This is a genomic window from Bacillus sp. ok061, from assembly GCF_900108285.1.
Lineage (GTDB): Bacteria > Bacillota > Bacilli > Bacillales > Bacillaceae_G > Bacillus_A > Bacillus_A thuringiensis_S.
Genome location: NZ_FNUW01000030.1, coordinates 29,569 through 55,592, shown reverse-complemented (window position 1 = coordinate 55,592; position 26,024 = coordinate 29,569). Strand labels below are relative to the sequence as shown.

The window sequence follows — 26,024 nt, the reverse complement described above, 5'->3', positions numbered from 1 at the left end:
ATGAAGAAAAAACATCGTATAAAGAAGAATGATGAATTCCAGGCGGTTTTTCAAAAAGGAAAATCAAATGCGAATCGTCAGTTTGTTGTATACCAATTAGATAAAGAAGAACAGCCAAACTTTCGCATCGGCCTTTCTGTTAGCAAGAAAATAGGAAATGCAGTAGTTCGTAATCGAATTAAGCGCATGGTCCGTCAGGCTATTACAGAGTTAAAAGATGAGATAGATTCTGGAAAAGATTTTGTTATAATAGCAAGGAAGCCTTGTGCAGAGATGACATATGAAGAAGTAAAGAAAAGCTTAATTCATGTCTTTAAACGCTCTGGTATGAAAAGAATAAAAAAGTAGCGTAAGGAAATGAATTACACTATATACATACCGATACAAGGAGGAGTAGGCTTTGAAAAAGAAATTAGGTTTACTAGCCATGGTCGTTGCATTAATGGCGATTGCCACCGGTTGTAGTGAAACGGGTCAGCCGATTACATCGAAAAGTACTGGGATTTGGAATGAATATTTCGTATATCCGCTTTCTCAGTTAATCACGTATTTTGCCGACTTATTTAACAGTAATTACGGTTTAGCAATTGTTATTACAACTCTTATCATTCGTTTTGCATTATTACCATTAATGATTAAACAAACAAAGAGTACAAAGGCAATGCAAGCGTTACAACCAGAAATGGTGAAGTTAAAAGAGAAATATAGTTCTAAAGATCAAGCAACACAGCAAAAACTACAACAAGAAATGATGCAGTTATATCAAAAGAATGGTGTAAATCCATTGGCAGGATGTTTACCGATATTTGTTCAGATGCCTATTTTATTCGCGTTTTATCATGCGATTATGAGAACAACAGCAATTAGTGAACATACATTTTTATGGTTTGATTTAGGACAGGCAGATCCGTTCTATATCTTACCGGTTGTTGCAGCAATTACGACATTTATTCAGCAAAAGCTTGCAATGGCAGGAACAGCTGGTCAAAATCCGCAAATGGCAATGATGCTTTGGCTTATGCCGATTATGATTTTAATCTTTGCAATTAACTTCCCAGCTGCATTATCACTTTACTGGGTTGTTGGTAATATCTTTGGTATTGCTCAAATGTACTTTATCAAAGGGCCAGAGATTAAGGCTAGCAAAGCTGGAGGCTCAAGCAAGTGAGTATAATTACTGCTAAAGGACAAACAGTCGAGCTGGCAGTAGAGGATGCTTTAAGGCAATTAAATACATCAAAAGATCGAGTAGATATAAATATTGTCGATGAGGGTAAAAGAGGGTTCTTAGGTTTATTTGGGAATCGTCCTGCAGTAGTAGAAGTTGTATTGAAGAAAGATCCAATTCAGGAATGTGAAGAATATTTAAGAAATGTTATTCACAATATGGGTGTGGAAGTTGAAATTAGTAAAGTTGTAAAAGGACGCGAGATCGAATTTACAATTTCTGGTGATGATGTAGGAGTTTTAATTGGAAAAAGAGGTAATACATTAAACTCTTTACAGTATTTAACAAAACTTGTTGCAAATCGTAACACGAAGCAGTATATCGGTATTACACTAGATGCTGAAAATTATCGTAGTAAAAGAAAAAGTACGCTAGAATCACTTTCTTATCGATTAGCGAAACAAGTATCTAATACGAAAAAAAGAGTTATTTTAGAACCGATGCCATCTTTTGAACGAAAAATTATTCATCAGGCATTATCAAATCATCAAGGTATCAAAACAACTTCTGAAGGAAATGAACCACATCGGCATGTTGTAATATCTCCTAAATGACCGGTTGCTCAAATGAGTGCCGGTTTTTTTGAGCGAAAAATAGATGTGGATAACTAAAAAACACTAAACTTATCCACTGTGAATAAGTTTAGTGTTTTTTACATGGGGATATAATAAAATGAGTTATTCTTCTTTTGTAGATAGGTTCGTTATGGTATCCTAATAATTTAGTGAAAGAAATAATCATGTTGAAATAGAGATAAATAAGCAAGTGAGGTGAAAGGACATGGAATTTGATACAATTGCTGCGATTTCCACAGCGCTTGGAGAGGGTGCAATTGCCATTGTTCGAGTAAGTGGGGATGATGCGGTTGAGAAAGTTGACCGTATTTTTAAAGGGAAGGATTTAACAGAGGTTCCTTCTCACACTATTCATTATGGTCATATCGTTGATTTAGATACAAATCAAGTTATTGAAGAAGTTATGGTGTCTATTATGCGCGCAACAAGGACTTTTACACGTGAAAATATAGTGGAAATTAACTGTCATGGCGGACTTGTTTCAGTAAATAAAGTATTGCAACTTATTCTAGCGCAAGGAGTACGATTGGCAGAACCGGGCGAATTTACAAAACGTGCTTTTTTAAATGGACGTATCGATTTATCACAAGCAGAAGCTGTTATGGATTTGATTCGAGCAAAAACAGATCGTGCGATGAATGTAGCAATTAATCAAATGGAAGGGCGATTATCTAAATTAATTGGTCTTTTGCGTCAAGAAATATTAGAAACATTAGCTCATGTTGAGGTAAATATAGATTATCCAGAATACGATGATGTAGAAGAGATGACACATAATATTTTAATTGAGAAAGCGACGCATGTTCGTTCGGAAATCGAAAAAATATTAGAAACATCAAAACAAGGGAAAATTTTACGTGAAGGTATTGCTACAGCAATTATCGGTAGACCTAATGTTGGGAAATCATCGTTATTAAATAGTCTTGTTCAGGAGAAAAAAGCAATTGTAACTGATATTGCAGGAACAACTCGTGATGTTATTGAAGAGTACGTTAATGTGCGTGGTGTACCTCTTAAACTTATAGATACAGCCGGTATTCGTGAGACAGAAGATGTTGTTGAACGAATTGGTGTGGAGCGTTCAAAAGAAATGATGAGCCAAGCAGATTTAGTATTAGTTGTTGTCAACTATAGCGAGGCTTTAACAAATGAGGATGAAGATCTATTCCATGCGGTACAAGGAAAAGACTTTATTGTTATTGTGAATAAGACTGATTTACCGCAAGCGATTGATATGGAACGTGTTACAGAGTTAGCCGCGGGAAATCGTGTTATTACAACATCCTTAATTGAGGAACAAGGAATAGATGAACTCGAAAAGGCAATAGCTGATTTATTCTTTGAAGGAACAATCGATTCTGCAGATATGACATATGTTTCTAATGCGAGACATATTGGATTATTAACACAAGCGGGACAAACAATCGGTGATGCAATTGAGGCAATAGAAAATGGTGTACCAATTGATATGGTGCAAATTGATTTAACAAGAACGTGGGAAATACTTGGTGAAATTACTGGTGACACAGTCCATGAAAGCCTAATTGACCAGTTATTCTCTCAATTTTGTTTAGGAAAATAATATAGTGATGTTTTAGAAAGATAGAGATTATTAGGAGGAATAAACAATGGGATACAATGCCGGTTCATACGATGTCATAGTAATCGGTGCAGGTCATGCAGGATGTGAAGCTGGTCTTGCGGCAGCACGAATGGGCTCAAAAACATTAATGTTAACAATTAACTTAGATATGGTAGCATTCATGCCATGTAACCCTTCTGTTGGTGGACCAGCAAAAGGGATTGTTGTTCGTGAAATTGATGCATTAGGCGGAGAAATGGGACGTAATATTGATAAAACTCATATTCAAATGCGTATGCTAAATACAGGTAAGGGGCCAGCTGTACGTGCACTTCGAGCGCAAGCTGATAAATTCTCTTACCAACATGAATTGAAGAAAACAATTGAAGAAACACCAAACTTAACGTTATTCCAAGGAATGGTAGAGCGTTTAATCGTTGAAGATGGTATATGTAAAGGGGTAGTTACACAAGCTGGTGCAGAATATACAGCAAAAACCGTTGTAATTACGACTGGAACATTTTTACGTGGCGAGATTATCATGGGCGACTTAAAATATTCAAGCGGTCCAAATAATCAGCAACCGTCTATTACATTATCTGAGCATTTAGAGGAGCTTGGGTTTGATCTAGTTAGATTTAAAACAGGGACACCTCCGCGTGTAAACAGTAATACAATTGACTACAGTAAAACAGAAATTCAACCAGGTGATGATAAGCCACGTTCGTTCTCTTTTGAAACAACGAAATTTATTATGGATCAAATTCCATGTTGGTTGACATATACAAGTACAGAAACACACCGTTTAATAGATGAAAATTTACATCGTTCAGCTATGTATTCTGGTATGATTAAAGGAACAGGCCCTAGATACTGTCCTTCTATTGAAGACAAAGTAGTAAGATTTAATGATAAACCACGTCATCAAATTTTCTTAGAGCCAGAAGGGCGTAATACACAAGAAGTATATGTACAAGGTTTATCCACAAGCCTACCAGAAGATGTACAACGTGACATGCTTAGAACAATTCCAGGCCTAGAAAATGTTGAAATGATGCGCACAGGTTATGCAATTGAATATGATGCGATTGTGCCAACACAACTATGGCCAACACTTGAAACGAAAAAGATTAAAAATTTATATACAGCAGGACAAATTAATGGAACTTCTGGTTACGAAGAGGCGGCAGGACAAGGGCTTATGGCTGGGATTAATGCAGCATGCCGTTCTTTAGGTAAAAAAGAAGTTGTTTTAGGTCGTGAGGATGCTTATATTGGTGTCTTAATTGATGATCTTGTAACGAAAGGTACAAATGAACCATATCGTTTATTAACATCTCGTGCAGAATACCGTCTATTATTACGCCACGATAATGCTGATCTTCGTTTAACTGAAGTTGGTCGTGAAATTGGATTAATTAAAGAAGAGCGCTATGAGCGATTTACAAATAAAAAATTACAAATTGAACAGGAAAAGGAACGTTTAAGCAGCATTATTATTAAACCACGTCCTGAAGTTCAAGAATTAATTCGCAATATTGGTGGAAGTGAATTGAAAGATGGAATACGTGCAAGTGACTTATTACGTCGTCCAGAGATGACATATGAGCATATTCATCTTTTAGTACCAAGTGAAGTAGAATTAAGTGATGAAGTTACAGAACAAGTTGAAATTCAGATTAAGTACGAAGGATACATTGAAAAATCTTTACAGCAAGTAGAGCGTATGAAGAAAATGGAGAGTAAAAAAATACCTGTAGATATTGATTATGATGCGATTTCTAGCCTTGCCTCAGAAGCTAGACAGAAATTGAAAGATGTTCGTCCACTTTCAATGGGGCAGGCTTCACGTATTTCTGGCGTAAATCCAGCGGATATTTCCATTTTACTTGTTTATATAGAACAAGGAAAAATTGCGCGCGTATCGAACCAATAAATAGTAAGGAGATATTGCTAGATGAACATAGAACAATTTCAATCTATGCTAGAAGAGAAGGGAATCCCCCTCTCTTCTAGACAGTTAGAGCAGTTCAAAATCTACTTTGAAACATTAGTAGAGTGGAATGAGAAAATGAACTTAACGGCTATTACAGAAAAAGAAGAAGTATACTTAAAACACTTTTTTGATTCTATTACAGCTGCTTTTTATTATGATTTTTCAAAACCGTTCTCAATTTGTGATGTTGGTGCAGGGGCTGGATTCCCAAGTATTCCTTTAAAAATCTGTTTCCCGCACTTAAAAGTAACAATTGTAGATTCATTGCAAAAACGTATTAATTTCTTAAATCACTTAGCACAAAAGTTAGAATTAAGTGATGTTGCATTTTGTCATGATCGTGCTGAAACATTTGGGAAAAAAGAAGGTGTACGTGAATCATACGATATTGTAATGGCACGTGCAGTTGCACGTCTTTCTGTATTAAGTGAGCTATGTTTACCACTTGTAAAAGTTGGAGGAACATTCATTGCAATGAAAGGTGCAGCAGCAAACGAAGAAATCGAAAATGGTAAGTATGCTTTAGAGGTGCTAGGCGGAGAGTTAAAAGAGATGTCTACGTTCCAATTACCGTTTGAAGAGAGTGAACGTAATATTTTATTAATCGAGAAAAAGCGCAAGACACCAAAGAAATATCCACGCAAACCGGGAACGCCCAATAAATTACCTATTGAAAAATAAATCTTATTAGACGTAAGATTAAATTATATAAATGAAAACGTAAATGTTTCATAGGAAACATTTTATGGAGAATAGTCAATAGGCCTAAAAGGTGGTGGAATATGTATGAAAAATACGTTTTCTCGTTTATTTGGCTTTGGAGATAAAGAGAGCGAATTCGAATTACAAGACGAAAGCCATGAAGAAATAGATAAAAAGGTATATGAAGAAATACAAGAAATTCCGATAGTAAATATTACCCCTAACCGTTATCAACCAAGAACAGTTTTTGATGATGCGCGTATTGATGAGCTAGCATTAACGATTCGTACACATGGACTTATTCAACCGATTGTTGTAAGGCAATATGAGGATGATAAGTACGAGATTATTGCTGGAGAAAGACGCTTTCGCGCAGCAACAAAGTTAGGTTGGGAAAAGGTTCCTGCAATTATAAAGAACTTAAATGATACAGAGACAGCTTCTGTAGCTTTAATTGAAAACTTGCAACGTGAGGAACTAACGGCAATCGAGGAAGCTGTGGCATATCAAAAGCTGATTGAGTTACATAATTTAACACAAGAAGCATTGGCACAACGACTTGGAAAAGGACAATCTACAATCGCAAATAAGTTACGATTGTTAAAGTTGCCTGAAGAAATAAAAAGTGCATTATTAGAGAAAAGCATTACAGAACGTCACGCCCGCGCTCTCATTCCTTTAAAAAATGAGGAATTACAACTGAAGGTTTTACAGGAAATTGTGGAGAAACAACTGAATGTAAAGCAAACAGAAGAACGAATTGCGAAGTTACTAGAGGAAGCAAAACCGAAGCGTAAGGCAAAGCAAAAAGCAGTAAGTCGAGATACGAGGATTGCTATGAATACAATTAGACAATCTTTACAAATGGTTACTGAAAGTGGTTTGAATGTTAATTCTGAGGAAGAAGAATTTGATGAGTACTATCAAATTACAATTAAAATTCCAAAGAAAAAATAATAATGACGTGTTAGAGACCTTATCCTATTGGAGAGGTCTCTTTTACTATATTTTCTTGTTAAATGAAGAAGGAGTTTAGAAATAAATTTTGAAGTTTAATAAAGGACGTAAAAGAAAAAGTTTTATTTCATGTTACAATAAACGTAATTGTTACTAGAATAAGATAGAAAGGTTGAAAGTAGGTGACATCATGGGAAAAATCATTGCTATTGCTAATCAAAAAGGCGGTGTTGGAAAAACCACAACATCTGTTAATTTAGGGGCTGGATTGGCGCAAGTAGGTAAAAAAGTCCTTCTTGTAGATATTGATGCTCAAGGAAATGCAACGACTGGTGTGGGAATTGAAAAATCTGAATTAGATCAATGTATTTACAACGTTCTTGTGGAAGATGCAGATGTTCAAGGGGTTATACAGAAAACCGCAACGGAAAACTTAGATGTTCTACCCGCTACAATTCAATTGGCTGGTGCTGAAATTGAATTGGTACCGACTATTTCCCGGGAAGTACGTTTACAAAGAGCATTACAGCCAGTCCGTGATGAATATGATTATATTATTATCGACTGTCCCCCGTCTTTAGGGTTATTAACGATTAATGCATTAACAGCAGCAGATTCTGTTATTATTCCTGTACAGTGTGAATATTACGCACTAGAAGGGTTAAGTCAGCTATTAAATACAGTTCGACTTGTACAAAAACATTTAAATAAAAATTTAGCAATTCAAGGTGTATTGTTAACGATGTTGGATGCCCGTACAAATTTAGGGATCCAAGTTATAGATGAAGTGAAAAAGTATTTTAGGGATAAAGTATATCGCTCGATTATTCCGCGTAATGTACGCTTGAGCGAGGCTCCAAGTCATGGGAAACCTATTATGCAGTATGACGCTAAATCAAGAGGAGCAGAAGTATATATAGATTTAGCAGAGGAAGTGATTGCAGGTGGCTAAAGGATTAGGAAGAGGAATTAATGTGTTTTTTCCTGATTTAGATGTGAAAGAAGAGGAAACAATTCAGGAGATTCTTGTAACTGAATTAAGGCCGAATCCATATCAACCGCGTAAACACTTTAATAAAGAGGCGATTCAGGAATTAGCAATTTCGATTAAGGAACACGGTATTCTACAACCATTAATTGCTAGGAAGAGTATTAAAGGATATGAAATTGTTGCAGGTGAAAGACGATTTCGTGCTGCAAAAGAGGCTGGTTTAGAAAAAGTACCTGCGGTTGTAAGACAATTAACTGAACAGCAAATGATGGAATTTGCTTTGTTAGAAAACTTACAACGAGAAGATTTAAATCCTATGGAAGAGGCAATGGCATACCAGATGTTAATGAATGAGCTAAATGTAACGCAAGAACAATTAGCGAAACGTCTTGGTAAAAGCAGACCTTACATTGCAAATTATACTAGGTTATTAAGCCTACCTTCTTTCGTACAAGATATGATTGCAAATGGTCAACTTTCAATGGCTCACGGGAGAACTTTACTTACGATAAAAGATGAAGAACAATTGAAGTCCTTATTGAAACGCATTGAAAAAGAAGGATTAAATGTTCGTCAATTAGAGAAAATCGTCCAAGAGATTAATCAACACGTTTCACGTGAAACAAAAAAAGTGAAAAAAGAGCGAAATATATTTTTCGTAGAACGTGAAACGTTCTTAAGAGAAAAGTTTGGCACAGATGTGAAAATTAAAGAGACGAAAAAAGAAAAAGGTAAAATCGAAATTGAATTTTTTAACAAAGAAGATTTAAATCGTATTTTAGAACTATTAGCACAGAAAAATTAAAGAGCAAACCATCTTATTATTTATAGATGGTTTGCTTTTTTTAATGCGGATAATTTTTGATCCGTCTCTTTTATACTTTGTGCGATTACATCAGCCATTTTCATGACTAAACTTAATCTTGTATTTTGAAGAACGAAAAACTCCATAAACCCATTTAGATTGACGATACCGTGTATGTGCAAATCACCAACTGCAGGTAATTTCTTATTCATAGCAGCTCCAGGTTTACTAGGTCCCTTTCCAGTAGTGATTGATCCGATATTTTGGGACTTTCCTAAACATGCATCAACAGCAATTATAAATGCAGTAGGATGTTCTTTCTGTATATTCCGAATTTTCTCTTCTAAATTTAGCGCATGTACTGGCTCATCTAGTGTACCGAATACTTGGAGGTTTTGGATGTCTATTTGTTCAAGTTTTGTACCAACTAACGGGCCGAGTGCGTCACCTGTAGAGCGATCTGTTCCGATACAAACGAGAATGAGTGGTATATTAGTTTTAATAGGAATATGGGTAAGTAAGAAATTACTGATTATCTCAGAGGCTTCTAGATCTTGGTGCATAACGTTTTGAGTTTCTTTCTCAAAAAATGGTAAGCGAAAACTTCCAATATTCATGAAGCACCCATCCTTTTAATAAATTTTCAATATATGTTATATGGTGAGGAAAATGGAAAGTTATAAGTGCGTAATTTTTGCAAAATGTGAATGAAAACGGAAATAATAGTACTAGTATATATATATTCGTTCCATTTTATACCTAGATGTCGGGGATAAAATAGGATTAAAATCATAAAATTTTTTCAGCAATTAGGGGACTTCTGATACAATAATAAGGGTAACTAAAAAGAAATTTTAGCTAGAGAGGTAGAGGTACATGGATTTATTAGCGAAGTGGTTTAATTCTATGAAACAGTATTTATTAGATGCTGATCGTTGGGCTCATATTGGAGTTGCGACATTAAAAATATGTATTATTTTAACAATTGGTGCAGTTGTTGTGCGAATTGCAAGGGCGGTTGTACGAAATGCGTTTCGCATGGGGAGTCGTTCTCCAATTCAAATTTCAGAACGTCGTACAGTTACAGTAGCGAAATTACTTGAAAATATTGTAGCGTACGTTGTTATGTTCATTATGCTAATTGCGATTTTAGGTGTGTTTGATATTAATGCATCAGGTTTATTAGCGGGTGCTGGGGTAATTGGTTTAGCAGTCGGATTTGGTGCTCAAAGTTTAGTGAAAGACGTTATTACAGGTTTATTTATTTTGTTAGAAGATCAGTTTTCAGTTGGCGATTATGTTAAAATCGGTCAATTTGAAGGAGTCGTTTTAGAAATTGGACTTCGTACAACGAAAGTAAAGAGTTGGACAGGTGAAATTCATACTTTACCAAACGGAAGTATTATTCAAGTTACTAACTACTCAGTTAGTAATAGTGTAGCGTTTGTTGATGTATCTATTTCATATGAGGCTGATATTGCGAAAGCAGAGCAGGTTATTGAAGATTTATTAGTAGAGTTACCTTCAAAGTACGAAAAAATGGTAACAACACCTCAATTATTAGGTGTGCAAACGTTAGCTGCATCAGAAGTTATATTACGTGTTATTGCTGAAGTAGAGCCGATGCAACATGCAGTTATTGCAAGAGCACTTCGTAAAGAGATTAAAAATCGTCTTGATTTACATGGAATTGAAATTCCATATCCACGTATGGTTTTATATAATCGTGAAGAATTGGTTAGTGGAAAAGCAATTTAGTATGGAGAGGAGGAGTTTGAAGAGTGGAGCAAAAGGAATATAACTTGTACGATGTTGTGGAAATGAAGAAAGCACATCCGTGTGGCGAGAATCGTTGGAAAATTATTCGTATGGGAATGGATATCCGCATTAAGTGCGAGGGATGTGACCATTCAGTAATGATTACTCGAAGAGAGTTTGATCGTAAGGTAAAAAAAATACTTGTGAAGCACGAAGAATAGAGGGAGAGTAACAGTTACAGTAGGTAACTGTTACTTTTTTTCGTTTGGCGGAAACTTGTCATTTTTTTCGTTACTATCTATAATGATGAAAGATTGAGACATAGGAGTGAAAAATATGGGATTAACGGCTGGGATTGTTGGATTACCTAACGTAGGGAAGTCCACTTTATTTAATGCAATTACACAAGCAGGAGCAGAATCTGCGAACTATCCATTCTGTACAATTGATCCAAACGTAGGGATTGTAGAAGTACCAGATGAGCGTTTAAATAAATTAACGGAATTAGTAGAACCGAAAAAGACTGTTCCGACTGTATTCGAGTTTACTGATATTGCAGGTATCGTAAAAGGTGCTAGTAAAGGTGAAGGTTTAGGAAATAAATTCTTATCTCACATTCGTCAAGTAGATGCAATTTGCCAAGTTGTTCGTTGTTTTGAAGACGAAAATATTACGCACGTTTCAGGGAAAGTAGATCCAATTGATGATATCGAAACAATCAACTTAGAGCTAATTTTAGCGGACTTAGAGTCTGTTGATAAGCGTATCGAGCGTGTTGCGAAATTAGCAAGACAAAAAGATAAAGAAGCTGTATATGAGCATGAAATTTTAGTTCGTTTAAAAGAGGCTTTTGAAGAGGGGAAACCGGCTCGTACTGTTGAATTTACAGAAGAGCAGATGAAGATTGTTAAAGGCCTTCATTTACTTACAACAAAAGAAATGTTATACGTAGCGAACGTAAGTGAAGACGATATTATCGATCCTTCGGAAAATAAATACGTACAAATGGTAAAAGAATTTGCAGAAAATGAAAATTCTCAAGTAATCGTTGTATGTGCAAAAATCGAATCAGAAATCGCTGAATTAGACGAGGAAGAGAAAAAAGTATTCCTTGAGGAACTAGGTATTGAAGAGTCTGGTTTAGATCAATTAATTCGTGCAGCATATGACCTATTAGGACTTGCTACTTACTTCACAGCAGGTGTGCAAGAAGTGCGTGCATGGACGTTTAAACAAGGTATGAAAGCACCACAATGTGCTGGTGTTATTCATACAGACTTTGAGCGTGGATTTATTCGTGCAGAAACAGTTTCTTACGATGACTTAATGACAAACGGTTCTATGACAGCTGCAAAAGAAGCTGGAAAAGTACGTTTAGAAGGAAAAGAGTATATCGTAAAAGATGGAGATGTTATGCACTTCCGTTTTAACGTTTAATTTAATATTTCCTAGGAAAAATAAAGATATGAGCTTGGCGAATATATTATATGTTTGCCAAGTTTTTTATGTATTGGTGAGTTGATTCATATAACTTACTATGATATAATCTAAACTCGTGAGTAATTACTATAAATTAATTGCTCCTTGCCCATTATGGGCCGTTTAGACCAAAAGGAGGTGAAAGTGTAATGAGAAAGTACGAAATTATGTACATCATTCGTCCTGGCGTTGAAGAAGAAGCTCAAAAAGCTTTAGTTGAACGTTTTGCAGGTGTTTTAACAAACAATGGTGCAGAAATCATTAACACGAAAGAGTGGGGTAAGCGTCGTTTAGCTTACGAAATCAACGACTTACGTGAAGGTTTCTACATGATCTTAAACGTGAACTCTAATGCAGAAGCGATTAACGAATTCGACCGTTTAGCTAAGATCAACGAAGACATCCTTCGTCATATCGTTGTTAAAGAAGAAGAAAAATAATTGATATATAAGGGAGAGTGGTTCGATTGATGAATCGTGTTATCCTCGTTGGTCGTTTAACTAAGGACCCTGACTTACGTTACACGCCCAATGGTGTTGCAGTAGCTACTTTTACGTTAGCTGTGAATCGCGCATTTGCGAATCAACAAGGTGAGCGTGAAGCTGACTTTATTAATTGTGTAATATGGCGTAAACAAGCAGAAAACGTAGCAAATTATTTGAAAAAAGGAAGCTTAGCAGGCGTAGATGGACGTCTTCAAACTCGTAATTACGATGGACAAGACGGTAAACGTGTGTATGTAACAGAAGTTCTTGCGGAAAGCGTACAATTTTTAGAGCCGCGTAATGGCGGTGGGGAGCAACGTGGTTCATTCAATCAGCAACCATCAGGAGCTGGTTTCGGTAACCAAAGCTCTAACCCATTTGGTCAATCTAGTAATTCAGGTAACCAAGGTAATCAAGGGAACTCTGGATTTACGAAGAATGACGATCCATTTTCAAATGTAGGTCAACCGATCGACATTTCCGACGACGATTTACCGTTCTAATACAGTAAATTTGTTAGTTTTAACAAAGAATGGAGGGAAATAGACATGGCAGGACGCAAAGGTGGACGTGCGAAACGTCGTAAGGTGTGTTTCTTCACAGCTAACGGCATCACTCGCATTGACTATAAAGATGTTGATTTATTAAAACGTTTCGTTTCTGAGCGTGGTAAAATTTTACCTCGTCGTGTAACAGGGACAAGCGCAAAATACCAACGCAAACTTACAGTTGCAATTAAACGTGCTCGTCAAATGGCACTTTTACCATATGTTGGTGAATAATAGCGTATGAAATGCACAGTAGAGTCGGACTCTACTGTGCATTTTGCTATGCTTTTCTTTTTTGAAAGAGAGGTTAAAATGTGAAACAAACAAAGTTTATTACAGAAGGTGCAGCGTTATTAGCTATATATGTAATTTTATTGCTTATATCTATGTATGTTCCGATTTTGGGTACTGTTGTAACTTTTGCGTTGCCGTTACCATTTATACTATTAACGATAAGGCATAAACTATCTAATGTGCTCATGATTTTTGTAGCGGCACTTTTTGTTACTATTATTGTGAGTCAACCCATGAATTTAGTGAAGACAATTATGTTTGGATTGATAGGGATTGTTTTAGGATATATGTATAAAACAAGAAAAAAGCCAGTAGAAATCTTAATAGCGGGGACGCTTGCATACTTAATTGGTTTTGTACTTATTTATGTTGCGAGTATAAAGTTTTTCAACATAGATATAATGAAGCAAATGCAAAGTATGTTTAGTGAAAGTATGGTGCAAAGTGAAAAGATAGTAAGTGCTACAGGTATGCCGATTAGTAAGGAACAAAAAGAGTTACTTACACAAATGAATGATATATTACAATCGTTATTTCCGAGTATACTTGTTCTAGTTTCAGTATGTTTTTCTTGGATTACAGTGATAATATCAGGTAGTGTTTTGAAAAAGTTAAAACATGACATTATATCTTGGCCTAAATTTAAAGATATACAATTACCAAAGAGTATTGTTTGGTATTACGTTATATTTATTTTGTTAGCAACTTTTATAAAAGTAGAACCAACATCATATTTACATATGGTATTTTCTAACCTATATGTCATATTTGCACTATTGCTTGTACTGCAAGGTCTGACATTCATTTCCTTTTTAGCGTATAGAAAAGGTTTTACTAAAGGGGTTCCTATTATTAGTTTTATTGTATGCATGTTTATTCCGATGCTGTTTCCTCTTGTGACAATCTTAGGTATAATTGACTTAGGGATTTCATTGCGTTCTAAAATAGGGGAATAAAATAATATTCCTTATACTATTTTAATCTGTTTAACTAACTGGAAGGTGAGTTAGTTTTACTTTATAGGAGTTGTATACATGCCTGAATTTGATAAGAAACAGTGGTTTTTATATCCTGTTTATGTATTGGCATTTTTTGTGTTTGTGCTCATTTTAATTCTCTGTTATTTTCATTTAATTATGGGGATAGCTGCTTTTGTCATTTTTTGTATCGTATTCTTTATCGTTATACGATTTGAACTTAATTTTCAAAGGAATTTCGAAAAGCATACGACAGATATGATTACGAGGGTAAAGAAAGTAAGTAATGAAGCATTTAACCAAATGCCGATTGGTATTTTGTTATACAATAAGGATTATGGGATTGATTGGGCAAATCCTTATTTATCTTCATGTCTGGGACAGCATGCATTAGCTGGATGGCACCTTTACGATGTATCAGAAACATTACTTCTTTTCATTAAAGGAGAAACTTCTGATGATATAGTCTCTTTAAATAATCGAAAGTTTCGCGTTTTTGTAAGGAAAGAAGAAAAGTTAATTTATTTCTTTGATGTAACGGAACAAACAGAAATCGAAAAGATGTATGAGGATCAACGCACTGTTTTAGCTGTAATTTATTTGGATAATTATGATGAAGTTACACAAGGATTAGATGATCAATTACGTACGAATATAACAAGTCTTGTGACATCGCGACTAAATGAATGGGCACTTAAGTATGGTGCGTATTTAAAACGTGCATCTTCAGAAAGATTCTTCGTTGTGCTAAATGAAAGTATTCTGACGCAAATGGAGAAAGGGAAATTTAGTATTTTAGATCAGGTGCGTGAAGAAACATCTAAAAGGAATATACCACTTACATTAAGTGTAGGTGTCGGATCAGGTGATTTACCTTTGTCAGAGCTTGGGGCAATGGCTCAATCTGGTTTAGACCTTGCACTTGGGCGCGGGGGAGACCAAGTAGCTATTAAACAAGCGACAGGTAAAGTTAAGTTCTATGGAGGCAAGACAAATCCGGTTGAAAAGCGTACCCGTGTACGTGCTAGAGTCATTTCGCATGCGTTAAAGGATTTAGTATTAGAAAGTAGTAATGTCATTATCATGGGGCATAGGGCTCCTGATATGGACGCAATTGGTGCTGCGATTGGTATTTTAAAAGTGGCTCAATTAAACGAGCGTAAAGGATATATTGTATTAGATGAAAATGATTCTGATAAGGGAATTAAACGCTTGATGGACAAAGTGAAACAAAATGAGGAATTATGGTCTCACTTTATTACTCCAGAGCAAGCGATGGAATTTGCGAATGATGAGTCATTACTTGTTGTTGTCGATACACATAAACCTTCTATGGTGATGGAACAAAAATTGTTACATAAAATTGAAAATGTAGTAGTTATCGATCATCATCGCCGTGGAGAAGATTTTATTGAAGATCCATTGCTAGTTTATATGGAACCATATGCTTCTTCAACGGCAGAACTGGTTACAGAATTGCTTGAGTATCAACCGAAAAATTTAAAGATGACAATGTTAGAAGCAACGGCATTGTTAGCGGGGATTATTGTCGACACGAAAAGTTTCACATTCCGGACGGGGGCTCGTACGTTTGATGCTGCTTCCTATTTACGCTCACATGGTGCAGATACTGTACTTGTACAAGAACTTTTAAAGGAAGATATGGATCAGTATTTACGGGTTGCAAAAGCTATAAAAAATGCGTACATTTATAAAAATGGAATTGCGATTGCTAAAGTTGATAGTGATGATTACTACGATCAAGTGCTTATTGCGCAATCAGCTGACACGTTATTAACAATGACAGGAATTATTGCATCATTTGTTGTTGCGAAACGTGGCGAGAATCTCATTGGAATTAGCAGCAGGTCTTTAGGTGAAGTGAATGTGCAGCTAATTATGGAAAACTTAGGTGGTGGCGGGCATTTGACGAATGCAGCCACACAAATGAAAAATGTTACAGTAGATGAAGCTGAGGAGAAGCTTCGATTTGTTATTGATGACTATTTACAGGGAGGCACACAATCATGAAAGTAATTTTTCTAAAAGACGTAAAAGGTAAAGGTAAAAAAGGAGAAGTAAAAAACGTACCAGATGGCTATGCAAATAACTTCTTACTAAAACAGGGATTGGCTGCTGAAGCAACAAATAGCAGTATGAAAACTTTAGAAGCTCAAAAGCGTAAAGAAGAAAAAGATGCAGCAGCAGAAGTTGAGAATGCAAAAGAGCTGAAAGAAACATTAGAGAAATTAACTGTAGAAGTAAAAGCGAAATCTGGAGAAGGTGGCCGTTTATTCGGTTCTATTACGAGCAAACAAATCGTAGATGCGATGCAAAAATCACATAAAATTAAACTTGATAAACGTAAATTTGAAATGGATGATGCAATCCGTGCATTAGGCTACACAAATGTAACAGTGAAATTGCATCCGCAAGTAACAGCGACAGTAAAAGTTCATGTTAGTGAACAATAAAAATAAATTAAGCAAGGAGGATTGCGTATGAGTGATGTACTTGCTGATCGTACCCCTCCGCATAATATAGAAGCCGAGCAGGCGGTTTTAGGGGCCATATTAATTGATCAAGATGCGTTAACATCAGCATCAGAGTTATTGGTACCTGACTCATTCTATCGAACGAAACATCAAAAGATTTTTGAGGTAATGCTTGGGTTATCTGATAAAGGAGAACCGATCGATTTAGTAATAATGACATCAGCGATGGCTGATCAAGGATTACTAGAAGAAGTTGGTGGAGTGTCTTATCTAGCAGAGTTAGCAGAAGTTGTTCCAACAGCTGCTAACGTTGAATATTATGCACGTATCATCGCTGAAAAGGCACTTTTACGTCGTTTAATTCGAACAGCGACTCATATTGTGTCGGATGGATACGAGAGAGAAGATGACGTAGACGGCCTTTTAAATGAGGCCGAGAAAAAAATATTAGAAGTATCCCATCAAACGAATGCAAAAGCATTTCAAAATATTAAAGATGTTCTTGTAGATGCTTATGATAAAATTGAACTTTTGCATAATCAAAAAGGTGAAGTTACTGGGATACCAACTGGATTTACTGAATTAGATAAGATGACGGCAGGTTTCCAGCGAAATGATTTAATCATCGTAGCAGCACGTCCGTCAGTAGGGAAAACTGCATTTTCATTAAATATCGCACAAAACGTAGCGACGAAAACGGATGAAAATGTAGCGATTTTTAGTTTGGAGATGGGCTCCGATCAGCTTGTTATGCGTATGCTTTGTGCAGAAGGAAATATCGATGCGCAAAGACTTCGTACCGGGTCATTAACTTCTGATGATTGGGCGAAATTAACAATGGCGATGGGTAGTCTTTCAAATGCCGGTATATATATTGATGATACACCAGGAATTAAGGTAAATGAGATTCGAGCAAAATGTCGTAGACTAAAGCAAGAACAAGGTCTTGGTATGGTTTTAATTGACTACTTACAGCTTATTCAAGGAAGTGGGAAATCAGGTGAGAACCGTCAGCAGGAGGTATCTGAGATTTCTCGTACTTTAAAAGGGATTGCGCGTGAATTGCAAGTGCCTGTTATTGCCTTATCACAGTTATCTCGTGGTGTAGAATCTCGTCAGGATAAACGCCCGATGATGTCTGATATTCGTGAATCTGGTAGTATTGAGCAGGATGCTGATATTGTAGCTTTCCTATATCGTGAAGATTACTATGACCGTGAAACGGAAAATAAAAATACGATTGAAATTATCATTGCAAAACAACGTAATGGTCCGGTAGGTTCAGTAGAGCTTGCGTTTGTTAAAGAATTTAATAAATTCGTTAATTTAGAACGACGCTTTGAGGATGGGGCATAAAGGCAGTATAAAAAAGAAACACATTTCTTATAATAAGATGTGTTTCTTTTTTTATGGGATAAAGATAAGGCTTTCATAAGGTGAAAATATAATTCTTACGAACGAAAATGATTTTTAATAAAAAAATGTTCGCTTTTTGGTTGACTTCTTTTTCGGTTTTGGTACAATTATATTGTTTGAATAGATCGTTTGAAAATTGCGGAGGTGCTTTAATAATGTCTTCAGTAGTAGTTGTAGGAACACAATGGGGCGACGAAGGAAAAGGTAAAATCACTGATTTTCTTTCTGAGCATGCGGAAGTAGTTGCAAGATATCAAGGTGGAAATAACGCGGGACATACAATTGTTTTCGGCGGAGTTAAATATAAGTTACACTTAATTCCATCTGGTATTTTCTATAAAGAGAAAATTTGTGTAATCGGAAATGGCTTAGTAGTAGATCCGAAAGCATTACTTGAAGAGTTAAAATACTTACACGACCGTGGTGTAAGTACTGATAATTTACGTGTAAGTAACCGTGCACACGTTATTTTACCTTATCACTTAAAACAAGATGAGTTAGAAGAGGCTAGTAAAGGTGATAACAAAATCGGTACAACGAAAAAAGGTATCGGTCCTGCATATATGGATAAAGCTGCTCGTATTGGTATCCGTATGGCTGATCTTTTAGACCGTGAAGCATTTAAAGAGAAGCTTGAGCGCAATTTAGTAGAGAAAAATCGTTTGTTTGAAAAAATGTACGATACAGAAGGTTTCAGCGTAGAGGAAATCTTTGAAGAGTACTTCGAATATGGACAACAAATCGCACAATATGTATGCGACACATCTGTTGTATTAAATGATGCACTAGATAACAATCACCGTGTATTATTTGAAGGTGCACAAGGTGTTATGCTTGATATTGACCACGGTACGTACCCGTTCGTTACATCTTCTAACCCGATTGCGGGTGGTGTAACAGTTGGAACTGGAGTTGGCCCTGCGAAAGTTACTCGCGTTGTAGGTGTATGTAAAGCATATACAAGCCGTGTTGGTGACGGTCCATTCCCTACTGAACTTAATGATGAAATTGGTCATCAAATTCGTGAAGTTGGTCGTGAGTACGGAACAACAACTGGTCGTCCGCGCCGCGTAGGTTGGTTCGATAGCGTTGTTGTAAGACATGCGCGTCGTGTTAGTGGTTTAACGGATCTATCATTAAATTCTATCGACGTTCTAACAGATATTCCAACTCTTAAAATTTGTGTTGCTTACAAATACAATGGCGAAGTTATTGATGAAGTTCCAGCAAACTTAAACATTTTAGCGAAATGTGAGCCTGTATATGAAGAGCTTCCAGGTTGGACAGAAGATATTACTGGTGTAAAATCATTAGACGAGCTTCCTGAAAATGCAAGAAAATACGTAGAACGTGTTTCTGAGTTAACAGGAATTCAATTATCTATGTTCTCAGTTGGACCAGATCGTAACCAAACGAATATTGTTCGTAATGTATACGAAGCTTAATTGATATTTTTAGAAAAAACTCATGTCCGCATGAGTTTTTTCTTATCTTTTATAAAAAAATGAAAAAAAGTATTGCGAAGAATACAGAATACATGTTATGATACATCTTGTCGTCACGAAAATATGACGTTGGTGAGTATGAGCCATTAGCTCAGTTGGTAGAGCATCTGACTTTTAATCAGAGGGTCGAAGGTTCGAATCCTTCATGGCTCACCATTTTATTTTTCGTGGCCCGTTGGTCAAGTGGTTAAGACACCGCCCTTTCACGGCGGTAACACGGGTTCGAATCCCGTACGGGTCATGTTTTTTTATGCTTATTTTTGGTCCCGTGGTGTAGTGGTTAACATGCCTGCCTGTCACGCAGGAGATCGCCGGTTCGACCCCGGTCGGGACCGCCACTTTTGTTTATACCACCATTAGTGGTTTTATATATAGTTTTGGCTCGGTAGCTCAGTCGGTAGAGCAGAGGACTGAAAATCCTCGTGTCGGCGGTTCGATTCCGTCCCGAGCCACTCTCAGGATATTAAGTGGGCCCACTTAATATCCTTTTTATTTATGTAATTTTACAAAACTGAGTAGTTATTTTAAAATAGAACGAGGAGCCTCTAGCAGTTGAAGCTAGAGGTTTTTCTATAGATCGTATAGGATTCCGTGTAAAAGTGGATCATACATGAGTCTATGAGAATAGAGGAGAAAATACTTAAACAAAGGATGCGGTCATATAGGACATACTATGTAAACATCAATATGTTTAGGGATTATTGACCATATTTTTATAAGGAGGAAATAGACGATGATGGGAAAGAAAATTTTAGTAGTTGATGATGAAAAGCCGATTGCAGATATTTTGAAGTTTAACCTAGAAAAAGAAGGTTTTGAAATAGTAATGGCGCATGATGGTGATGAAGCAATTGAAAAAGCTAATGAAGAACAACCAGATATGGTTTTATTAGATATTATGCTACCAGGTAAAGATGGATTAGAGGTTTGCCGTGAAATACGTAAAAGTTCAGAAATGCCGATTATTATGCTTACAGCAAAGGACTCTGAGATTGATAAAGTATTAGGGCTTGAGCTTGGGGCAGATGATTATGTAACGAAGCCATTTAGTACGAGGGAATTACTTGCTCGTGTGAAGGCGAATTTACGCCGTCATCAACAAGGTGGTTCTGCAGAAAAAGATGAAAATACAGAAATGGTTATTGGACCAATTGTTATTAATCCAAATGCATATAGTGTAACGAAGCGCGAGGAAAATATCGAGCTTACACATCGTGAATTTGAGTTGCTACATTATTTAGCGAAACACTTAGGACAAGTTATGACACGCGAACATTTATTACAAACAGTTTGGGGTTATGACTATTTTGGAGATGTGCGCACAGTAGACGTAACAGTACGTCGTTTGCGTGAAAAAATTGAAGATAATCCAAGCCATCCTACTTTAATTGTAACTAGACGTGGAGTAGGGTATTACTTGCGTGACCCAGAGCAGGAATAGTATATGAAGAAAGTTGGTTTTTTTCAATCTATTCATTTAAAATTTGTGCTTATATATATGCTATTAATATTAATAGCGATGCAAGTTATTGGGGTATATTTCGTAAGGGAATTAGAGAAGAGCCTAGTACAAGGTTTTAGGGATTCTTTAACGCAGCAAACAAACTTATTATCATATAACTTGAAACAAGAGTTTAAAAAAAGTTATACAAAAGCAGAAACAGAGTCAACAGATGAAACCATTAAAACTTCTATTCGAAAATTTGCCTCTGATCAAAAGAAAGTTATACAAGAGGTAAGTGTATTTGATTCGCATAGAAAGTTATTGGCTATTTCAGATGAATCAAAGCAGAATAAGGTAAATAGAACATCAACTGATATAGCTGTTCAGCGAGTGTTAGTGCAAAAAAAGCCAGAAGTGAAAATTGAGAAGGATGGTAGTACAGGCCATCGTGTTCAAGTTATACTTACTCCGATTCTAGATGATAATGGCAAGGATGCGCTTGGTGTTATATACATCGTTGCATCTATGGAAGATGTATATAAACAAATGAAGGATATAAATCAAATTTTTGCTACGGGAACAGTAATTGCCTTATTAGTAACGGCCGTACTTGGGATTTTATTGGCTCAAACAATTACAAGACCAATTTCAGATATGCGGAGACAAGCAATCGAAATGGCAAAAGGAAATTATTCGAGAAAAGTAAAAGTGCATAGCCATGATGAAATTGGACAACTGGCATTATCCTTCAATAATTTATCAAAAAAATTACAACAAGCTCGTTCTTCTACAGAAAGTGAAAGGCGTAAATTATCATCCGTTTTATCACATATGACAGATGGAGTAATTGCTACTGACCGAAAAGGGGATATTATTTTACTAAATGACCCTGCGGAAAAGATGTTAAATGTTTCTCGTGAAACAGCGCTCGATCAATCTGTTTTAGAGGTATTAGGGATACAGGAAGAATTTACACTTGATCATTTATATGAAGAGCCAGATTCTGTGTTATTAGATTTTAGTACGAGAAACGAACCATATATTTTACGGGCTAGTTTCTCTGTTATTCAAAAAGAAACAGGGAAGGCAAATGGTTTAATTGCTGTACTATATGATGTAACAGAGCAGGAGCGTATAGAACGGGAACGCCGTGAGTTTGTGGCGAATGTCTCTCATGAATTAAGGACGCCATTAACGACGATGCGCAGTTATTTAGAGGCACTTACAGATGGAGCGTGGCAGGATCCGAATATTGCACCACAATTTTTAACGGTTACACAAGAAGAAACAGAAAGAATGATTAGACTTGTAAATGCGTTGTTACAGCTATCTAAACTTGATAGTACAGAGCACCGTTTAATGAAAGAATGGGTCGACTTTACTGATTTCTTTAATAATGTTATTGATCGCTTTGAAATGTCTAAAGAGCAAAATGTAAGTTTCAAACGATCTTTCTCTAAGAAGTCTAGGTTTATTGATATGGATACTGACAAAATTACTCAAGTGCTGTATAACATCATTTCTAACGCATTAAAGTATTCACCAGAAGGTGGAACAGTAACATATCGCTTACGTGATCGCGGTGATTTATTAGAAATTAGCGTAAGTGACCAAGGAATGGGTATTCCAAAAGAAAACGTTGATAAAATCTTTGAACGTTTTTATCGCGTAGATAAAGCTCGTTCAAGACAAATGGGTGGTACGGGACTTGGATTAGCAATTGCAAAAGAAATGATCGAGGCACATGGTGGCTCTATTTGGGCGAAGAGTGAAGAAGGAAAAGGGACAACTATTTATTTCACGTTACCGATGGCAGCAGATGAAGAGGACGATTGGGAATGAGTATGGAAAACTTTAAAACAATAGTTTTAATTAACCTAGTTGTAATTAGCCTATTTCTTACTTTTAACCTATGGACGTATGTGCCAGATTCTACATCCATGCAAAACGCGAAATTTGTACAGGGCAATGAAGGAACGAATCAAACTAAAATTTCCGATGTTGTCCGTCCTACTTCTATCATCGTGCATAAAGATAAAAATCATTATGGGAGCAGAAGAGAGGCAGATATAGAATCAATCTATAAGCCTCTGGAAGTAGGGGAACTACATGAATTTAGAGAGATATCAATCACTAAGGGTGATTTCCTGTCCTATGTGCATGGTGAAGGGAAAATTGAACTTGTTTTCCCTACTGATATCCCATTTGATGCAGTTAAATCCATGTTTAACATGAAAGAGAAAAGTACAGATAAGCCTAAACATTTTAATCGTATTCTCCTTGATCCTTCTAGGAGTAAGGATCAAGAAATTAAAATTAACTTTGTTTCTGATGGTGATAACTTAAAAATATATGAGGCAAAATTAAGTGGTGTGTATTTAAAAGATATTGTAAATGCCCAAAATCAATTTATAGTATCAGCAAAGCCCTATTTTGATTATCAAATCAATGATATGAAAAAGTTATTTTTACCAGATGGAACGACAGAGTTAAACAATATAACATATATTTCATCTAATTTAGCAGTTGATACGTTTAAGAATGCTCTGTTTAGTGATCCTCGTTATTTAAGTCCGATTACTGAGATATCGAAAGAAACATTTACAGATGGTATTAGATCCATGGAAATTGAAAACGATCGTCACATGCTAAAGTATAAAAATTCTTCTGTCTTAACTGAGAAAACGATAGATAATTTAATGCTGTTACAAAAAAGCTTTGAATTCGTAAGTGGTCACAGTGGAAGCTTGGATTCATATCGTTTGGACTATATGAATAAAGGAGAGACAGTATTTCGCTTACATGAAGATGGATATTCCGTATTCAATACAGATGGATTAGCTGAATTGAGACAAAAATGGGGATCAGAAGAAGTAATGGAATATGAAAGACCGTTGCTGTCTTTAAATACTAAAGGCATAGAACAAAAAGTTACTCTTCCGTCAGGGCATGTTGTAATAGCATCCCTAGAAAATAATCCAGAGATAAAGAAACAAGTAATTAAGGATATTGGTATTGGATACAAGTTATCACTAGATGGGCAAGTAGTTCGACTACAACCAATTTGGTATGTAAAGCTTGTTGAAGGTGAAACGGGTAAACAGAAAATCTATGAGTGGAGTGAGGGAGGACTAAATGGATTGGGATCGAATTAAAACCATATTTATTGTGACCTTTTTTGTTTTGGATCTCTTTCTCATTTTTCAATTCATTCAAAAGCAAGATAGTAATCAATTGGAGCTTATTGCAGAAACAAAGATAGATCAAGAATTAAAAGCAAACAAAATTACTATAGGGAATATCCCTAAGGAACCGAAAAAAGAGTCATTTATTAGAGCAGAAAATAAAGCCTTTAAAGAAGATGATATACAGTCTTTGAAAAATCAAACGGCGCATATACAAAATATGTACAAGATAGAAAGTAAGATAAAAGAGCCTTTTTTAAATACGAAATCATTATCAAAAGATAAGTATAATGAATTTTTGAAGAACAATGTATTGGATGGACAAAAGTATGAATTTGGAGCGGTGAAAGACTCTAAAATTTATTTCTTCCAAAAATATAAAGATAAGCCTATTTTCTATAATAATCAGGCGATGATTGTTGTGGAATTAAATGAAAAAAATGAACTTGTTTCATATACGCAGACAATGCTAACTGATTTAAAAGAAATGGGCGAAGGTGAAAAAACGAAAGAGCAAGAAATTATTACGGCTCAAACAGCTTTAGAAAATTTGTATTTAAAAAATAAAATTCATGGAAATACGCATGTTAAAGAAGCACAAATTGGTTATGCCACTCTTACCGCATCTACTTCTAATAACCAAGTACTTGCTCCAACGTGGAATTTAAAAACGGAGCAGAAGCAGGACTTCTTTGTGAATGCAATTGAAGGACAAGTTATGGAATTAGGGGAAAAGGAAAATCAAGTGGTTGATGAACATACTGGAGTGAGAAATAATGGGGTTGCATTTTAGCGTACTTGCAAGTGGAAGTACAGGAAATATGCTATACGTAGGAACCGATGAAAAAAAATTACTAGTCGATGCAGGTTTAAGTGGTAAAGCGACAGAGGCTTTATTTAAACAAGCAGAACTGAATATAAATGATGTATCAGGTATTCTTGTAACACATGAGCATAGTGATCATATTAAAGGGTTAGGTGTATTGGCACGAAAATATGATTTACCCGTTTATGCGAATGAGAAAACATGGAATGCAATGGAACATTTAATAGGAAATATCCCAACTGAGCAAAAATTCATTTTCTCAGTTGGGGATGTGAAAGCATTTGGTGATATTGAAGTCGAATCATTTGGAGTTTCTCATGATGCGGCAGAACCGATGTTTTATGCTTTCCATAACAATAATAGGAAATTAGCGCTTATTACAGATACGGGATACGTAAGCGACCGTATGAAGGGCGTTATTAAGGGAGCTAATGCTTTCGTATTTGAAAGTAATCATGATGTGGAAATGCTTCGTATGGGACGTTACCCATGGAGCATTAAACGACGTATTTTAAGCGACGTTGGGCATGTTTGTAATGAGGATGCTGCATTAGCAATGGCAGATGTAATTACAGATGAGACAAAGCATATTTATTTAGCCCATTTAAGCTTAGATAATAACATGAAAGAACTAGCTCGTATGTCAGTATCACAAGTACTAGAGGAAAAAGGATTTGGAGTGGGTGAATCCTTTGAAATTCACGATACAGATCCAAAAATGCCTACAAAAATTAAATACGTATAATTCTTCATTTTAGTAAACAATAAAGGTGAAT

Annotated in this window: 26 protein-coding genes and 4 tRNA genes; 29 read left to right on the top strand and 1 reads right to left on the bottom strand. The window is 35.9% G+C overall.

The features are described from left to right. The 9 genes from rnpA to spo0J all read left to right on the top strand — a co-directional run bounded on the left by rnpA (position 1) and on the right by spo0J (position 8,836). Positions 1–348 carry a ribonuclease P protein component gene (gene rnpA / locus C4S65_RS27595; RefSeq protein ID WP_000726621.1) on the top strand — a complete coding sequence of 116 codons (348 nt, stop codon included), beginning with the start codon at positions 1–3 and terminating at the stop codon, positions 346–348. A gap of 52 nt (positions 349–400) precedes the next feature. Beyond that, complete coding sequence (gene spoIIIJ, locus C4S65_RS27590) at positions 401–1,168, top strand: YidC family membrane integrase SpoIIIJ (protein ID WP_000727741.1); 768 nt, start codon at positions 401–403, stop codon at positions 1,166–1,168. Beyond that, a complete protein-coding gene (gene jag / locus C4S65_RS27585) occupies positions 1,165–1,782 on the top strand; it encodes an RNA-binding cell elongation regulator Jag/EloR (protein WP_000022797.1) in 618 nt (205 codons plus the stop codon). Before spoIIIJ ends, jag begins: the two co-directional genes overlap by 4 nt. Before the next feature lie 226 nt (positions 1,783–2,008). Further along, positions 2,009–3,385, top strand: a complete 1,377-nt coding sequence (gene mnmE, locus C4S65_RS27580) for a tRNA uridine-5-carboxymethylaminomethyl(34) synthesis GTPase MnmE (protein WP_103945644.1) — start codon at positions 2,009–2,011, stop codon at positions 3,383–3,385. A gap of 46 nt (positions 3,386–3,431) precedes the next feature. Further along, on the top strand, positions 3,432–5,321 hold the full coding sequence (mnmG, locus tag C4S65_RS27575; RefSeq protein WP_000541044.1) for a tRNA uridine-5-carboxymethylaminomethyl(34) synthesis enzyme MnmG: 1,890 nt from the start codon (positions 3,432–3,434) through the stop codon (positions 5,319–5,321). Between the two features lie 21 nt (positions 5,322–5,342). Further along, on the top strand, positions 5,343–6,062 hold the full coding sequence (gene rsmG / locus C4S65_RS27570) for a 16S rRNA (guanine(527)-N(7))-methyltransferase RsmG (protein ID WP_001019617.1): 720 nt from the start codon (positions 5,343–5,345) through the stop codon (positions 6,060–6,062). A gap of 105 nt (positions 6,063–6,167) precedes the next feature. Further along, positions 6,168–7,040, top strand: coding sequence for a nucleoid occlusion protein (gene noc, locus C4S65_RS27565; protein ID WP_000799016.1), 873 nt, complete (start codon positions 6,168–6,170; stop codon positions 7,038–7,040). A 190-nt stretch (positions 7,041–7,230) separates the two neighbouring features. Further along, entirely contained in the window at positions 7,231–7,992 is a 762-nt protein-coding gene (soj, locus tag C4S65_RS27560) for a sporulation initiation inhibitor protein Soj (protein ID WP_000516114.1), read from the top strand. Next, positions 7,985–8,836 carry a stage 0 sporulation protein Spo0J gene (gene spo0J, locus C4S65_RS27555; protein ID WP_001051832.1) on the top strand — a complete coding sequence of 284 codons (852 nt, stop codon included), beginning with the start codon at positions 7,985–7,987 and terminating at the stop codon, positions 8,834–8,836. Before soj ends, spo0J begins: the two co-directional genes overlap by 8 nt. Positions 8,837–8,856: 20 nt before the next feature. Here the strand turns inward: spo0J and yyaC are convergent, their stop codons facing one another. Beyond that, positions 8,857–9,453 carry a spore protease YyaC gene (yyaC, locus tag C4S65_RS27550; RefSeq protein WP_001020716.1) on the bottom strand — a complete coding sequence of 199 codons (597 nt, stop codon included), beginning with the start codon at positions 9,451–9,453 and terminating at the stop codon, positions 8,857–8,859. 259 nt (positions 9,454–9,712) lie between these two features. Here yyaC and C4S65_RS27545 point away from each other — a divergent pair, with 259 nt between their 5' ends. The 20 genes from C4S65_RS27545 (at position 9,713) to C4S65_RS27450 (ending at position 25,993) form a co-directional block, all read left to right on the top strand. Then, a complete protein-coding gene (locus C4S65_RS27545) occupies positions 9,713–10,594 on the top strand; it encodes a mechanosensitive ion channel family protein (protein WP_000364814.1) in 882 nt (293 codons plus the stop codon). A gap of 23 nt (positions 10,595–10,617) precedes the next feature. Then, positions 10,618–10,815 (top strand): DUF951 domain-containing protein, encoded by a 198-nt coding sequence (locus C4S65_RS27540; RefSeq protein ID WP_000435486.1) that lies wholly within the window; start codon positions 10,618–10,620, stop codon positions 10,813–10,815. Positions 10,816–10,930: 115 nt separating this feature from the next. Beyond that, positions 10,931–12,031 carry a redox-regulated ATPase YchF gene (gene ychF, locus C4S65_RS27535; RefSeq protein ID WP_000524658.1) on the top strand — a complete coding sequence of 367 codons (1,101 nt, stop codon included), beginning with the start codon at positions 10,931–10,933 and terminating at the stop codon, positions 12,029–12,031. Positions 12,032–12,222: 191 nt separating this feature from the next. Beyond that, entirely contained in the window at positions 12,223–12,513 is a 291-nt protein-coding gene (gene rpsF, locus C4S65_RS27530) for a 30S ribosomal protein S6 (RefSeq protein ID WP_001233781.1), read from the top strand. A 26-nt stretch (positions 12,514–12,539) separates the two neighbouring features. Then, entirely contained in the window at positions 12,540–13,061 is a 522-nt protein-coding gene (gene ssb, locus C4S65_RS27525; RefSeq protein WP_000981963.1) for a single-stranded DNA-binding protein, read from the top strand. A gap of 45 nt (positions 13,062–13,106) precedes the next feature. Beyond that, positions 13,107–13,340, top strand: coding sequence for a 30S ribosomal protein S18 (gene rpsR, locus C4S65_RS27520; RefSeq protein WP_000918873.1), 234 nt, complete (start codon positions 13,107–13,109; stop codon positions 13,338–13,340). An 80-nt stretch (positions 13,341–13,420) separates the two neighbouring features. Then, a complete protein-coding gene (locus tag C4S65_RS27515; protein ID WP_061667497.1) occupies positions 13,421–14,356 on the top strand; it encodes a YybS family protein in 936 nt (311 codons plus the stop codon). A gap of 78 nt (positions 14,357–14,434) precedes the next feature. Beyond that, positions 14,435–16,408 carry a DHH family phosphoesterase gene (locus tag C4S65_RS27510; protein WP_001113778.1) on the top strand — a complete coding sequence of 658 codons (1,974 nt, stop codon included), beginning with the start codon at positions 14,435–14,437 and terminating at the stop codon, positions 16,406–16,408. Further along, positions 16,405–16,851: a 50S ribosomal protein L9 gene (gene rplI / locus C4S65_RS27505; RefSeq protein WP_000864237.1), complete on the top strand. Its 447-nt coding sequence runs from the start codon at positions 16,405–16,407 to the stop codon at positions 16,849–16,851. The genes C4S65_RS27510 and rplI overlap by 4 nt, the downstream gene beginning before the upstream one ends. A gap of 27 nt (positions 16,852–16,878) precedes the next feature. Further along, positions 16,879–18,228: a replicative DNA helicase gene (dnaB, locus tag C4S65_RS27500; protein ID WP_001286147.1), complete on the top strand. Its 1,350-nt coding sequence runs from the start codon at positions 16,879–16,881 to the stop codon at positions 18,226–18,228. Positions 18,229–18,443: 215 nt separating this feature from the next. Then, positions 18,444–19,733, top strand: coding sequence for an adenylosuccinate synthase (locus C4S65_RS27495; RefSeq protein WP_000100230.1), 1,290 nt, complete (start codon positions 18,444–18,446; stop codon positions 19,731–19,733). Positions 19,734–19,873: 140 nt separating this feature from the next. Continuing rightward, positions 19,874–19,949 (top strand) — tRNA-Lys (locus tag C4S65_RS27490). Positions 19,950–19,962: 13 nt separating this feature from the next. Beyond that, positions 19,963–20,034 (top strand) — tRNA-Glu (locus C4S65_RS27485). A 21-nt stretch (positions 20,035–20,055) separates the two neighbouring features. Beyond that, positions 20,056–20,131 (top strand) — tRNA-Asp (locus tag C4S65_RS27480). 41 nt (positions 20,132–20,172) lie between these two features. After that, positions 20,173–20,245: transfer RNA gene (locus tag C4S65_RS27475), tRNA-Phe, on the top strand. A gap of 281 nt (positions 20,246–20,526) precedes the next feature. Further along, entirely contained in the window at positions 20,527–21,234 is a 708-nt protein-coding gene (gene walR, locus C4S65_RS27470; RefSeq protein WP_000971868.1) for a cell wall metabolism DNA-binding response regulator WalR, read from the top strand. Positions 21,235–21,237: 3 nt separating this feature from the next. Next, positions 21,238–23,079, top strand: coding sequence for a cell wall metabolism sensor histidine kinase WalK (walK, locus tag C4S65_RS27465; protein ID WP_098838748.1), 1,842 nt, complete (start codon positions 21,238–21,240; stop codon positions 23,077–23,079). Continuing rightward, positions 23,076–24,392 carry a two-component system activity regulator YycH gene (gene yycH / locus C4S65_RS27460; protein WP_000061570.1) on the top strand — a complete coding sequence of 439 codons (1,317 nt, stop codon included), beginning with the start codon at positions 23,076–23,078 and terminating at the stop codon, positions 24,390–24,392. Before walK ends, yycH begins: the two co-directional genes overlap by 4 nt. Then, positions 24,373–25,215 (top strand): two-component system regulatory protein YycI, encoded by an 843-nt coding sequence (locus C4S65_RS27455; protein WP_103945643.1) that lies wholly within the window; start codon positions 24,373–24,375, stop codon positions 25,213–25,215. The genes yycH and C4S65_RS27455 overlap by 20 nt, the downstream gene beginning before the upstream one ends. Beyond that, on the top strand, positions 25,199–25,993 hold the full coding sequence (locus C4S65_RS27450) for an MBL fold metallo-hydrolase (RefSeq protein WP_061667714.1): 795 nt from the start codon (positions 25,199–25,201) through the stop codon (positions 25,991–25,993). Before C4S65_RS27455 ends, C4S65_RS27450 begins: the two co-directional genes overlap by 17 nt. Positions 25,994–26,024: the final 31 nt, after the last annotated feature.